This window comes from Hymenobacter siberiensis, from assembly GCF_018967845.1.
Classification (GTDB): domain Bacteria; phylum Bacteroidota; class Bacteroidia; order Cytophagales; family Hymenobacteraceae; genus Hymenobacter; species Hymenobacter siberiensis.
On the sequence record NZ_JAHLZZ010000001.1, the window covers coordinates 3951914 to 3964915 of the forward strand.

Below are 13002 nucleotides of genomic sequence, written 5' to 3' on the forward strand. Positions count from 1 at the left end.
CTGCATGACGGACGGTCTGTCATAAAACCGTTCTCCCCTACTTCAGCACGGCAATGGTCACGCCATCGCCGCCCCGGTCGGCGTGCTCGTCGGCCACGCTGGCTACGGCGCGTTGGGAGCGGAGGTAGTTGCGCACCACCTGGCGGAGCACGCCGTTGCCGCGGCCGTGCAGGAGCTTGATTTCGGGCATGCCCAGCATCACGGCGTCATCGACGAAGCTCATGGTTTTGGTGAGGGCATCTTCGGCACGCTCGCCGCGCAGGTCGAGGGTGGGGCTGAAACCGGCCATGCGGTCAGTGATGTTCACACCGTTGCCACCGCCGGAGCTGCCGCCGCTGAGCTTTGATTTCTTGGATTTGGCAGCCTGCTCGCGCTCGCGGATTTCGGCCCGGCCCAGCTTTTCGAGCTGGCCGAGCTTGGTCAGCGTCTTCATGCCACCGAACATGACTTCGGCGGTCTGGCCTTTCACGCTCACTACTTCGCCGTGGCCTTCCTGGCCGAACAGGGCCACTTTATCGCCGGGCTTGAGGTCGCCGGCCTCGGCGCGCTCGCGGGTGGCTTTGGGCTTGGGCGGCTCTATTTGTAGCTCTTTCTTGACGAAGTTATCAAGCTTCTCGCGAGCGGCCTTGTTGATTTCCTTGTCGGCATTGCCACGCCGGATTTCGCCGATGGTGGCCTCGATTTGCTGGTTAGTGTTCACCAACAAGGCTTTGGCCTGCTGCTTAGCCGTGCGCAGTGTTTCAAGCTTAGTGTCTTCGAGGTGCTGCTTGAGGTCCTGGTATTCCTTGGCGGCGCTTTTGAGGCGGCGCTCGGCTTTAGCAGCCTCGGCAGTACGGGTTTCGAGCTCGGTTTTCTCCTTTTCGAGGCTTTCGAGCAGGCGGTCGTAGCGGATTTTGTCCTTGCCCACCAGCTGGGTGGCACGTTCCACTACCTCCTTCGGCAGGCCGATTTTGCGGGCTATTTCGATGGCGAACGACGAACCCGGCTTGCCCACTTCGAGGCGGTAGAGCGGCTGCAATTTCTCCGGGTCGTAGCGCATGGCCCCGTTCACGAGATGCGGGGTGCGCTCGGCGAAGTTCTTGAGGTTGGTGTAGTGGGTGGTGATGACGCCGTACACACGGCTGCGGTTCAACTGGTCGAGCACGGCTTCGGCAATGGCCCCGCCCAGGCTGGGCTCGGTGCCGGTGCCGAATTCGTCAATCAGCACCAGGCTCTTCTTACCGGACAGCAGCATGAATTGCTTCATTGCCAGCAGGTGCGAGGAGTAGGTCGAAAGGTCATTTTCCAGGCTCTGCTCGTCGCCGATGTCCAGGAAAATATCCTCGAATACGCCGGCTTCGGAGTTGTCGGCACAGGGAATGAGCAGGCCCATCTGCAGCATAAACTGCACAAGGCCCACGGTTTTCAGGCTCACCGATTTGCCGCCCGCGTTGGGGCCGGAGATGACGAGGATGCGCTGCTCGTGGTTCAGCTCCAGGTCCAGGGGCACTACTTCGCGGGGGTCGCCGGTGTCGCGCTTGTGCTGGGCAAAGGCCAGCTGGAGCAGCGGGTGGCGCACTTTCACCCACTTCAGCAGGGGCTTGTTGTGCAGCACGGGCAGGCGGCAGTCGAGGGTGACAGCCAGCCGGGCTTTGGCTCTGATAAAGTCAATCAGCCCGAGGTAGGAATAGGCTTTGCGCAGGTCCGGGATGTGGGGCCGCAGCTGGTCGGTGAGGGCCGTGAGGATGCGAATCAGCTCGCGGTGATAGGCATTGTCGAGGTCCTTGATGTCGTTATTGAGCTCAAAAACGGCTTCCGGCTCGATGTAAACCGTCTGGCCCGAGGCCGATTCGTCGTGAATCAGGCCCTTCACCTTGCGCTTGTGCTCGGCGATGACGGGCAGCACCAGCCGCCCGCCGCGTATCGTAGGCTCGGAGTCGCTGGGAATCCAGCCCTCGTTTTTGGCGTGGCGCAGGATGCCGGCAATCTGCTTGCGCAGCTGGCCCTGGCGGGCAATGAGCTCCTGCCGAATCTGGCGCAGCAGCGGGCTCGCGTCGTCGCGCACCGCGCCGTCGTCGTCCACCACTTTGTCCAGCGCGGCCAGCAAATTGCGGTCGACCTGGACGCCGATGCCCAGCAGGCGCAGCGAGGGATATAGGCCGGGGTCGGCATCGGAGAAGAAGCTCAACGCCTGCCGGATGGTTCGCAGGCTCATCTTTACCTCGAAGAAGGCGGCCACGTCGAGGTAGGCGCCCGGCAGGGCGGCGCGCTTGAGGTGGGCCTGGGCATCGTGGTAGTGCGAGGCCGGAAAATCGGCCCCGGAGCGCAGCAGGTAAGTGAATTCGTCGGCCTGTTGGAGCAGTTTCAGCAGGGGCTCGTGCTTGGGCTGGAACTCCATGCGGGCCACGTAGTGCCGGCCCAGGGCGGAAAGGCAATTGGCCTCAAGCTGCTCGCGCAGGGTGGTGAAGCCGATTTTTTGTTCGAAGTGTTGGGGTAACAGCAAGAAATTGAGCTTTGCGGGATTTCAGAATTGGGTACGAAGGTAAACAGCGAGCGGGGCGGGAAAGATTCGCGGGAGGCCGCTCAAGTTGATGCTGTTTCATGAGCGTCTGTCATCCCGAGCGGAGCGAAGGACCTTATCACCGCCGAACGATAGGTGCAAACTTGAGAAGGTCCTTCGCTCCGCTCGGGATGACAGACGCTCAGAATATCGGATTAATGAAAAGCTTCGCTCTCAATAGGACCAGAAAGTCAAAAAATACCTGTGGCCGGAAGCACCGGCATATAGCGTTTATCCAAACCGGCCCGTAGCTTTGGCCCCGACTATAATTTCCACACATTCATTTTTATATAATAGAGTTGTTGCGAAGCAAAAAGCCTTGATAATCAATTAATTATGTCAAAAATAAAAGCCGACAAAAATTGCAAAGAGAACGTCTAAGCCACATTGCCAATAAAATTAGCGCGATTTCATGCCTGTAATAGGCTAATTTTGAGCACAAACATTACGCAACAAGTCTACTTGTCAAGATTGGCGGGTGCGTGTGTGAGATAAGCCCGGTGTTGGCTGCGGACGCGCAGGTTGTGCAGTCCGGAAGCCACCACCATCACGGTGTCGCGAAACCAGTCGCCGCGTAGGCGCAGCTTGTCGCGGACCATCCGTAAGCGCTTGATGCCGCTGTGGACGTGTTCAATGACCACCCGCAATGAGCTGAGCAACTGATTGTAGAGCAGCTGGGAAAAGGTCAGCTCGCCTTTCGGCGGCTTCTTATGGGGCATCTCGATGAGCACCCCCGGCGGCCGATGGCCGAGGAAGCCCAAATCCTGCCGCAGCACGCTGCCGACCGGCAGGCACAGGGGGTAGAGGTCGACCTTTTTTTTGTCGTGCACCCGCCCGGACTCGGTGGGCGAAAGATCGTGCAGGTACTGCGTATCGTCGGATAAGGTGATGTTTTTCAGGGCGTGGACTTTTTTTTGGCGCTGTACTCTTCTTCCTGTGCTGCCCGGTCGGCGTTGCGCGGAATGCCGCGCTCCACCCCGTCGCAGGTGAAGACCTTCACCGGGTGCGCGGCCAGGCGCTGGGCCAGCTGCGCCCCGTCGCGCACGGGCAGCAGGTGCCGGGCGGCCAGCGTCTGGTTGAGCACGTCGAGCAAGGGGCCCGCCAGGCGGCTCACGCGGGTCTGCGACACGCCGAAGCTGGCAGCCTGGTGCTGCTGCAAGGAATTGGTTTTGAGGTAGGTCAGCAAGAAAAAAAGCTTCGTGTCGGTGCCCGCTAAGGTGGCGTTGGCCCGTTCCCGGTGCGCCGGGATACGCCGCCGGTCGCCGTCGAGGGTATGGTAGCGGTGGTAGCGCTCCCAACGGGGCGTAAAGTCAGTGAGCAGGTCATCAAACTCGGCGGGCAGCAGGCTGGTCAAGGCCAAAAACTGCGTCGGCCGCTCGCGCAGGGCCACATAATTCATCCTCAAAAATACGGCCTCGCCTCACGGGATAACATAACTAGCTTTACCGCATCAGCATTACTGCTTTGCCATTGGTTTGAGTATCACTTATCCACCCCCGCCCCAAAGAGCGCGAAATCGTATTTCACCGGGTCGCTGGGGTCCAGCAAACGCAGGTTAGCCGTCAGTTCCTCCGCCGCTTCCCAGTCCACGAGCTTGCGGGTGAGCAGGCCCAGGGGGCGGGCCTGGCGCTCGACGTGCAGGTCGATGGGCATGATGAGGTCGGCGGGCGAGAGGCGGGTCCAGAGGCCGAAATCCACGCCGCGCTCGTCGCGGCGCACCATCCAGCGCAGGTACATGTTCACCCGCTTGCAGGCCGATTTGCGGGCCGGGGTGGCCACGTGCTTGCGGGTGCGCTGGGGCGCATCGGGCAGGCTGAAGAAATGGTTGTGGAAGTTTATCAGCCGCTCGCGCTGCGTGTGGCCCACCAGAAACGCGGTTTCCAGCGTGTCGTGCTGCCCGTACCAATGGCGCAGGAAATGCACGAAATAGAGCAAATCAGTATCGCAGAAGGTGCGGTGGCAGAAACCGAGCAGCTTCTTCAAGTCCTCGTCCTGGTGCTGGGTGATGAACTGGTGCGGGGCATCGTCCATGCGGCGCAGCAGCTCGTTGCACTTATTGATGATGGTTGGCCGCTGCCCCCAGGCCAATAGCGCCGCAAACAGGGCCGCGATTTCAATATCCGGCCGCTGGGTGAAGCGGTGGGGAATTTGAATGGGGTCGTTTTTGATGAACTCGGGACGGTTGTAGCGCTCGTATTGCGCGTCGAGCTGGCGGCGGAGCTGGGCGATGTTCACGGGAATGGCAGCGTTTGGGTGGGAGGAGTAAGGCCCGTCATGCAGAGCGCAGCGAAGCATCTTGCCCGCAGCAACTAACTCAATCGAATGAATTACTTACTGCGGGCAAGATGCTACGCTCTGCATGACGTTCTGTTTGAACGACCAGCCCTACTGCGGGATGTAATTCGTCTCCACGCGGAAGCGGGAGTCGGCGGTGCCGAGCTTCTGCACGGCGCGGGGCGAGAGGCGCACCAGCACGTTGTTGTTCTCACCCGTATCGGGCAGCTTGCCGATGACGCGCACGTACACCGAGAGGCCATTCATGGCATTTTTCACCTGCATGATGGTGCCCACGGGGGCCGTTTTGTGCAGGGCAAGGTACTTATCGGTAATGCTCTTTTCGATGGGCGCGCCGAGGCCGGACTCCACCACGCGGGCCAGTACTTCGCTGGCGCGGCTGGGGGTGCGGTCCTCCTTTTCTTCCTCGCGGTCGGGCGTCACGGTGGCTACCTGGGCGGGCTTATCGGGGGCCGGGGCCTTGGCGGGCGTGGCGGGCACGGCTTCTACCTCAATGGGGCGCACGGGCGCGGTTTTGGCGGTGGCCGGGGCGGCAGCGGTTTCGGCCGTGCCGGTGAGGATGAGCAGCTGGCCCACGCGCACGGTGCCGCCGGCGGGCAGCTTGTTGAGTTTAATCAGCTCATCGGGCGTGAGCTGAAACTTGCGGGCAATACCGAACAGAGTTTCGCCCTTCACCACGGTGTAGCGAGCAGGCACGGCCACGGGCGCGACGGCCGTGGGGGTTTTATCGGGCGCGGCAGCAGTTGTAGCGCGGCCGGCGGCGGGGCGGGGCACGTACACAATCTGGCCCACGCCGAGCCCGTTTTTAATCTGCGGGTTGGCCTCTGTGAGTTGGGCCAGGGTGACGTGGTAGCGGCGCGTGAGGGCGGTGAGGGTTTCGCCAGCCGCCACGCGGTGCTTCACGAAGCGCTGGCCGCCGCGCATTTCCTGGCCAATGGAGTCGGCAGGGGCACTTTTGGCGTGGCCGGGTTTGCCCGGACCGGGACCGCCCAGGGCCAGCAGCGTCAGCAACGAAAGAATTACAGTCATAGAAAATAGCCTTCCAAAATTCACTTTGCCCCCGCCCGGAAGCGCCGGCTCAGGCAGCCCGCGAGGCAAAATAACGCAATAACCGGTGGGAAATTGAACCCGGCCGGTTTCAACCCTGCCCAGTTCCGTTATTTGGGGCTTGTTGGCAGTCATTTTCCCGCTCCTCACTTCCCACTTCCATCCATGGTACTTGGCCTGATTCCCGCCCGCTTTGCCTCCACCCGCCTGCCTGGCAAGCCGCTCGTCGATTTGGGCGGCCAGAGCATGATTCAGCGGGTGGTGCGGCAGGCCCAGCAAGCCAACCTGGCCCGCGTAGTGGTGGCCACCGATGATGCGCGCATCCTGCGTCACGTACAGGATTTTGGGGGCGAGGCCGTGCTCACCCACCCCGACCACCCCAGCGGCACCGACCGCTTGTGGGAGGCCTTCCAGCAGCTCGGCAGCCCGGCCGACGTGCATTGCATCGTCAATATTCAGGGCGATGAGCCGTTCATTCACCCCGCCCAAATCAACGCCCTGGCCGATTTATTCGCCGATGCCGCCACCGCGCCCGCCATTGCCACGCTGGTGAAGCCGGTGCTCACGGCGGAAGAGTTATTCAGCCCGCACCTGCCCAAAGTGGTGCTCAGCCAGCAGGGCCACGCCCTGTATTTCAGCCGCCACCCCCTGCCCTACCAGCGCGGCCGCGAGCCGGCCGAGTGGCTGGCCCACCACCGCTACCTGCGCCACCTCGGCCTGTATGCCTACCAGCCGCAGGTACTGGCGCAGCTCACGCGCCTGCCCGTGTCGCCCCTCGAAGCCGCCGAAAGCTTGGAGCAATTGCGCTGGCTGGAGGCCGGTTTCCAGATTCGCTGCGCGGAAACCGAACTGGATGCGTTCGGTATTGACACGCCGGAGGATGTGGCGCGGGCGCGGGCGCGGCTGGGCGTTTAGCTATCGGCGCGGTCTGCCACGGCCGGCGTTTCGGTGTTGGTCTGGTGGCGCTCGTCGCGCATTTCGCGGGAGAGAAAGTAGTTGAGGGCCGTGCGGATGATGGCAATGGCCCCGAGCTTGCCCAATTGCTCCCATGCTGGGCGAAATGGCCGTCGAAAGAATATCGGCCCCCAGCTGAAACTCCAGCGCCAGGGCCAGGTACCGGGCCAGTGCCAGCCGAATAGCCGTAAAATCGGCCGTCTGGCCCCGGCTCAGGGCCTTTATCAACAGCCAGCCCGCGCTGATAATGCCCAGCGCAATGATGCCCGCGCCCACGGTTTCCACGCCCAGCTTCAGCCACAGCACGGCGTCGATAATCGTGCTTTCGGCCCGGCCGTGCACAGAAGTCACGTCGCGGGCCGTTTCGGGCAGGGCCGACAAAATAGGAGTAAGCAGCAAAATCATAGGCGCAAGCGAAGCAGGAACGCGAGGCGGAATACGGGAAACCCACGCCCGAAGCCGAATCAGCCGCCGGCTTTCTTGGCCTTGTAGCCTTCCTTAATCAGCACTTCCAGCACCTTATCGCGGAAGTCACCCTGCACCACTATTTCGCCATCCTTGGCGCTGCCGCCCACGCCACACTTGGTTTTGAGGAGCTTACCGAGCGCCTGCAAGTCCCCGTCGGTGCCCATAAAACCAGTTACGAGGGTGACCTGCTTGCCGCCGCGCTGCTTTTTATCGAGCTGCACGCGCAGCTGCTGCTGCTGGGGGGGCAGCGTGGTGGCCGCCGCCGCTTCATCGGTTTGGAAGGAGAAATCGGGATTGGTGGAATAGACCACGCCGGTACGGTTCTGTTTCATTTAATAATTAACATTTAGCATTTAACAATTCGGGAAAGCCGGGCCGGCATCAGTTTATCGAGGTATCATCCAAAATTTGTTAAATGTTAAGTGACACCTGTTAGATGACCTACACCGCCACGGCCAAGGCCAGCGGCAGCAGCTCTACGTCGAACTCGGTAGCATGGCCCAGGTAGTCGCCATCGACGTGAAAACCGATGGGCGCGGCGGCCACCACCCGGCCGCGCGGCACCCGAAAATATTCGGCCGCCTTGCTTTGCGGGAGGGTACCGAGGGCCATGGCCAGGCTCACGCGGAAGGCCCGGCCCACGGGCAGGACATCAATCAGGCACACGTCGAGCAGGCCGTCGCGCAGGTCGGCCAGGGGGGCAATATAGGCGTTGTTGCCGTATTGCGAGGCATTGGCGAAGGCCAGCACGTAGCAATCGGTGCTGATTTCCTGACCATTGAGGTTGGCCTGCACGGGCACCGGGCGGTAGCGGCGATACTCGCGCAGCGTTACCTGCAAGTACGTGCTCAGGCCCCGGGAGCCGGCCTGGGCGAAGTGCTGGCTCACGTGCGCATCAAACCCCAGCCCGGCGGTGCAGAAGAACGGGTGGCCGTTTATCACGCCCACGTCCATGCGGCTGAAGGTGGGCGCGGCCAGCCGGCGCAGCGCATCGGCCAGGCCCAGCGGCACCTTTAGGTGGCGGGCCAGGCCATTGCCCGAGCCCTGCGGGATGATGCCCAGGGCAGTTTCGGTGCCCAACAAACCCCTCCCCACTTCGTTCACGGTGCCATCGCCGCCCACGGCAGCCACCACGGCAAAGCCTTCGGCGGCAGCCGTGCGGGCCAGCTCCACAGCATGCCCGGCGTATTCCGTGGGCCAAATTTCGTAGTCGGTTTCCCGCGCACCGAAGTACCGCGCAATCAGGGCGGGCATGTCGTGGCGCTGGCTGGGGCCGGCCTTGGGGTTCAGAACGAAGCAGGTTTTGGGCAATTTTTTTAAATATGAAGGAGACGGAAAACAGGAAGAATGTGCAAAAGGAAGGATGTATAGGCTACGGATACAAAGCAAAAAAGCCTGCCAAAAGGCAGGCTTTTTTGTTGCTTTGCCGAAAATCCGCTGTTGCGCACATTTTCACATTCAGCACATTTTCACATCAAAACTTACCCGTTCATCTGCTCGCCGAGCTTCTGAATCAGGTCGGCCGTGCGGGTCGAGTAGCCGGTTTCGTTGTCGTACCAGCCAATGACCTTGGCCAGCGTACCGTTGGCCGAAGTCAGCTCCGAGTCGAAAATGCAGCTATGGGGGTTGCCCACGATGTCAATGCTCACAATCGGGTCGGTGGTGTACTCGATGATGCCTTTCATGGGGCCTTCAGCGGCGGCCTTCAGGGCAGCGTTGATTTGCTCCCTGGTCACTTCCTTTTTCAGGATAACGGTCAGGTCGGTCATTGAGCCATCCGGCACGGGCACGCGCATGGCCAGGCCGTCGAGCTTGCCCTTCAGCTGGGGCAGCACCAGGCCCACGGCCTTGGCCGCACCGGTGCTGGTAGGGATGATGCTGTAGGCAGCGGCGCGGGCGCGGCGCAGGTCCTTGTGAGGCGCATCCTGCAGGTTCTGGTCCGACGTGTAGGCGTGCACCGTGGTGATGTAGCCTTTCTCGATGCCGAACGCGTCATCCAGCACTTTGGCCATGGGGGCCAGGCAGTTGGTGGTGCAGCTGGCGTTGCTGATGATGGTTTCCGAGCCGGTGAGAATTTCCTCGTTCACGCCCAGTACCACAGTCGGAATGTTGCCCGTAGCGGGGGCCGAAATCACAACTTTCTTGGCACCAGCAGTGATATGCTGACCAGCGCCGGCCTCGTCAACGAAGCGGCCGGTCGATTCCAAAACTACATCAACACCCATTTTGCCCCAGGGCAGGAGCTTGGGGTCGCGCTCGGCGAGGGCAGCGATTTTCACGCCGTTCACCGTCAGGCTTTCCTCGTCGTAGCTCACAGTACCGTCGAAACGGCCGTGTACGGAGTCGTACTTCAGCAGGTGGGCCAGCGTTTTGTTGTCGGTCAGGTCGTTGATAGCAACGATTTCCACGTTGTCGCGGCCAAGCAGCGACTTAAAGGTGAGACGGCCGATGCGGCCGAAGCCGTTGATGGCGACTTTAATTTTTGCCATTGTAAAACAGGTGGGGATTAGTGGCCAGCCGCCACGCTGGCGGCCGGTTGAAACGCGGGGCGAAGATAGCAAACCGGCGCGGGTTAGCCCACATTCTGCTTCGACCTTACATAAAGCCCGATTCCTCTCCGGCCTCCGGCCCGATTCAACGGGCAGTTGTCCGGTCCCAGGCCCCACGACAGACCCGCAATAGGACGCCGTGAAAATTTTTCAGCCTGAAAAACAGGGTACTTTGCTCTGAATAGCACTTTTTTTTCACTCAGAACTTGCACGAAACGAAGCGCGCCGTACCTTTGCATCATCAAAACGAACAACGGTCCGTTCGTCTAGGGGTTAGGACAGTAGATTTTCATTCTACCAACAGGGGTTCGATTCCCCTACGGACTACTAATTGTCAAACTCTGACAAGCCCAATAAAAGCCCTTCCTGATATCAGGAAGGGCTTTTTATGTCCTTTTACTTAGCATCGGTTTTACAAAAAGTTAGAGGGGTTTGTCAAACTTCCTTTTCGACAACCCCAAATCTTTATAGTTTGGCTATATCAGGCTAAGCCCTCCCCTTTTGCAATGTTTGGTTCGCGATTGCCGACTCGATTTATTCTGAGTGTATTCCTTGCCACTTTTCTGTCCGCGTGCTTCGACCAAGAGACTCCTGCGCCCACGGCAGATACTTCCATCCCAACCCGCGACGACCATCTGGCGCTTGGCAACCCGAGCGGTGCGGTCGCCGATGCCAGCTAACCTACCAATTACCTACTAGTAAAACCGCAGTACACTCTGAGCTATCACCGGGACCGTGGCATCCCACCATCAGTGCAATAGAGGCGTTTTTTACAAGGGTTACGAACTTAGCTGGCGCGCCGCAGTAATCCAGCAGCATTGAGGACGCAGGTTAATTGGAGCCTAGCCGTGGGTTATGGCGAAGAATGAAATCGTACATCTCAACGGTTATTTTTTGTGCGGCGGGACTGAGGCTGCTCCAGGTAATGTGTGGAACAACAGCTTCGGCAAACCGGCGCTTGATGCTGCTGTGGACGGTACCGCTAGGAGCCGCGAAGCCAGAGGGCAATACTGGGTAGGTGCTGCGCAGATGATTAGCGAGGTAGCACTTGGCATAGTCTTTTTGCTTTAGGGTGGAGATGTCGAAGGTCAGGTTGCGGTATAACTTGGAGAGGCCTGCGACGATGAGCGATGGAGAAAGCAAGTTCTCTACTTCACGCACGGGCAGGACGCGGTAGGCAAAACCGTCGTGCTGCTGGGCGGTAAGTTGGCTGTGGCGGGTGGCCTTGCCGGCGTCGGCGTCGGCGATGAGCATGACGCGGTTAGCGATGGACAGTGCCTTTATCTTGTCGAGAACCTTGGGACTGATGGGACCTTCGCTCAACTCAAAATCGTAATGGGCAATATTGGCCCCAGCGTATTCGAGGAATGTATAATGGAGTCCTTCGATTAGCGAAACCGTTTGATGCTTGGCAGTGGCGAGGTGGCTCAGCAGGGCTTGCAGGTAGGCGCGAAAGTATAGCCGGTCGGTGATGCCTTCGACCCAAATGCTGCAGTTGGCCAAGAAAACAGAAGAGTTTTGAACGCCGAGGGCAGTCAGGTTATCGAGGTCGTGGGGGCTAGTGAGCTGGATTTGGTAGGTGGATTTGTTGTGCTGGCCGGCGCGGCGGCGAAAGGTGAAGATGTTGACGTGGTGGGCGTCCTGAATGGCAAAATCCAGAATATGATTGGAGTGGGTGGTAAGAAATACCGTGAGCTGTTTGGCTTGTAGAATTTTGTTGGCCGCAATGGTTTCGATGAACAGGCGCTGGAAGCCAGGGTGCAGGTGAGTTTCCGGCTCCTCGATAAAAAACCAAGCGTTCTGGGGGGCTATGAACAGCGGGTAGAGTAACATAATGATGGCCTGGATGCCGTCGCCCAAATCGTGGATATCGCGTTCAACGCCCTCTACAGCCACGAGGATGTTGCCGCCCCGGTCGTCGGAAACGCGCTCGGCAACGACTTCGACCAGCTTGCCGTTGAAGAATGTATCGGACAGAAACTCTTCGAAGGCTTTGAAGCTGGTGCGGCCTTCGCGCCGGGCGTTACGAGTACGGTCGATGGCGTGGTAGAGACCAAACCCAGTGTCGATATGAACGCCTTCGTCTTTTAGTTTATAATCGTGCTGGGTGGTGTGGAGAAAAACGTCGTTGAGAGCGTTTAAACGCTTGCCTTCCTGGTTGATGAGGGTACGGGCTGTACGAAGCGTGGGAATGTAGGTCCGTGATTTAGCGCGAGCTATGCTGTTGTGCCGGGCTTCAATGGTGTGTTTTAGTGCGGCAACGGTGTCCAGCACCTTGGTAAGCGCGTCCAAAAATATAGTCAGGGCCTGATTGACGTCAGTGACATTTGGCCTAATCCCATTCCATGGATAATTGCTGAATGACAGATATCCGAAGTCGAACTCAAACCCACTATAGCCAAATCCTCCACTTGCGAGAAGTCCACCGGTTTTTAGCTCTTTGAATATTGTAGAAACCCTGGCAACCTCTGCCACAAGGGGGTCAAACTTGGCAAGCTGGTTTGCGATTGCCTCGTTGGTAAAAGCAGCAATTAGCTTCTGAGCGCCTTGGGTAGCAATGCGTATTTGGGCAAGAATTTCGCCAACTTTGCCGAGTGACTCCATCGGGTCAATCTTCAGGCGGTCGAGTTGGGAGATACGACCAGGTGGGTTCCACAGCAAGTCAATGATTTGCTGGTTGTTACCTTGGTTAATTGTTACAGAACCGGGTGCATTGACATCTATCGTAAAATTCAATAGTGCCGTGGCGGCGTCAATGGAGGCAGCAACGGCCGCAATGGCGGTATGGAATTGCTGGTAATCGGGCCATAGGTGGATAGTGGTGAGACCGCTGTCGCGCATTATTTCGCGCATGAAACGACTTTTGCCAGAGTTGTTTTCGCCGAGGAAAATGTTGATGCCACCAACGGGACCAAAGTTGGTGGGAAGCAACTCAGTTTCGGCAAGGGAATAGGCGGCCAGCGAATCGATTCGGGGCTGGTCGTCGCTGGTAGATAATGTTAGAAAACGGTCCAAGGTGGGGCTGAATAGAGGTAGAAGTACTTGCATTGGCAGAATGCGGAGTGAAAGTAATGGCCAATCAGCCGAATAGCACGGGTGGCAGTTGGAGTTCATTTAAATGGGCCGAAACGCAAAAAGAGCATTTAGATA

General features: G+C 59.2%; 11 protein-coding genes and 1 tRNA gene. 2 read left to right on the plus strand and 10 right to left on the minus strand.

What is annotated here, in order from left to right:
• Positions 1–37: 37 nt before the first annotated feature.
• The 5 genes from KQ661_RS17215 to KQ661_RS17235 form a co-directional block, all read right to left on the minus strand.
• The gene (locus KQ661_RS17215; RefSeq protein ID WP_216727581.1) at positions 38–2482 is read right to left on the minus strand and encodes an endonuclease MutS2; all 2445 of its coding nucleotides are present in this window, start codon (positions 2480–2482) and stop codon (positions 38–40) included.
• Positions 2483–2997: 515 nt separating this feature from the next.
• Complete coding sequence (locus tag KQ661_RS17220; protein WP_216728002.1) at positions 2998–3525, minus strand: transposase family protein; 528 nt, start codon at positions 3523–3525, stop codon at positions 2998–3000.
• Positions 3435–3938 (minus strand): transposase family protein, encoded by a 504-nt coding sequence (locus KQ661_RS17225; RefSeq protein WP_216727582.1) that lies wholly within the window; start codon positions 3936–3938, stop codon positions 3435–3437. The genes KQ661_RS17220 and KQ661_RS17225 overlap by 91 nt, the downstream gene beginning before the upstream one ends.
• An 83-nt stretch (positions 3939–4021) precedes the next feature.
• Positions 4022–4774 carry a TIGR02757 family protein gene (locus tag KQ661_RS17230; protein WP_394369631.1) on the minus strand — a complete coding sequence of 251 codons (753 nt, stop codon included), beginning with the start codon at positions 4772–4774 and terminating at the stop codon, positions 4022–4024.
• A gap of 150 nt (positions 4775–4924) precedes the next feature.
• Positions 4925–5863, minus strand: a complete 939-nt coding sequence (locus KQ661_RS17235) for a DPBB and LysM peptidoglycan-binding domain-containing protein (protein WP_216689500.1) — start codon at positions 5861–5863, stop codon at positions 4925–4927.
• A gap of 183 nt (positions 5864–6046) precedes the next feature.
• Between KQ661_RS17235 and kdsB the strand changes: the two genes are divergently transcribed.
• Positions 6047–6796, plus strand: coding sequence for a 3-deoxy-manno-octulosonate cytidylyltransferase (gene kdsB, locus KQ661_RS17240; protein WP_216689502.1), 750 nt, complete (start codon positions 6047–6049; stop codon positions 6794–6796).
• Here kdsB and KQ661_RS23280 read toward each other — a convergent pair whose 3' ends face one another.
• The 4 genes from KQ661_RS23280 to gap all read right to left on the minus strand — a co-directional run bounded on the left by KQ661_RS23280 (position 6797) and on the right by gap (position 9792).
• Complete coding sequence (locus KQ661_RS23280; RefSeq protein ID WP_455551014.1) at positions 6797–7240, minus strand: DUF1622 domain-containing protein; 444 nt, start codon at positions 7238–7240, stop codon at positions 6797–6799.
• 59 nt (positions 7241–7299) lie between these two features.
• Complete coding sequence (locus KQ661_RS17250) at positions 7300–7635, minus strand: translation initiation factor (RefSeq protein ID WP_216689506.1); 336 nt, start codon at positions 7633–7635, stop codon at positions 7300–7302.
• Between the two features lie 109 nt (positions 7636–7744).
• The gene (locus KQ661_RS17255; protein WP_216727583.1) at positions 7745–8614 is read right to left on the minus strand and encodes a diacylglycerol/lipid kinase family protein; all 870 of its coding nucleotides are present in this window, start codon (positions 8612–8614) and stop codon (positions 7745–7747) included.
• A 170-nt stretch (positions 8615–8784) separates the two neighbouring features.
• Complete coding sequence (gene gap / locus KQ661_RS17260) at positions 8785–9792, minus strand: type I glyceraldehyde-3-phosphate dehydrogenase (protein ID WP_216689510.1); 1008 nt, start codon at positions 9790–9792, stop codon at positions 8785–8787.
• A 315-nt stretch (positions 9793–10107) separates the two neighbouring features.
• Here gap and KQ661_RS17265 point away from each other — a divergent pair.
• Positions 10108–10179, plus strand: a tRNA-Glu gene (locus KQ661_RS17265).
• A 504-nt stretch (positions 10180–10683) separates the two neighbouring features.
• Here the strand turns inward: KQ661_RS17265 and KQ661_RS17270 are convergent.
• Positions 10684–12867: an ATP-dependent nuclease gene (locus KQ661_RS17270; protein WP_216727584.1), complete on the minus strand. Its 2184-nt coding sequence runs from the start codon at positions 12865–12867 to the stop codon at positions 10684–10686.
• Between the last annotated feature and the right edge of the window lie 135 nt (positions 12868–13002).

What these genes read in the sequence shown, in the direction of transcription:
- KQ661_RS17225 (WP_216727582.1), bottom strand. Translation starts at nt 3,938, where the DNA reads ATGAATTATGTGGCCCTGCGCGAGCGGCCGACGCAGTTTTTGGCCTTG.
- KQ661_RS17235 (WP_216689500.1), bottom strand. Translation starts at nt 5,863, where the DNA reads ATGACTGTAATTCTTTCGTTGCTGACGCTGCTGGCCCTGGGCGGTCCC.
- kdsB (WP_216689502.1), top strand. Translation starts at nt 6,047, where the DNA reads ATGGTACTTGGCCTGATTCCCGCCCGCTTTGCCTCCACCCGCCTGCCT.
- KQ661_RS23280 (WP_455551014.1), bottom strand. Translation starts at nt 7,240, where the DNA reads ATGATTTTGCTGCTTACTCCTATTTTGTCGGCCCTGCCCGAAACGGCC.
- KQ661_RS17250 (WP_216689506.1), bottom strand. Translation starts at nt 7,635, where the DNA reads ATGAAACAGAACCGTACCGGCGTGGTCTATTCCACCAATCCCGATTTC.
- gap (WP_216689510.1), bottom strand. Translation starts at nt 9,792, where the DNA reads ATGGCAAAAATTAAAGTCGCCATCAACGGCTTCGGCCGCATCGGCCGT.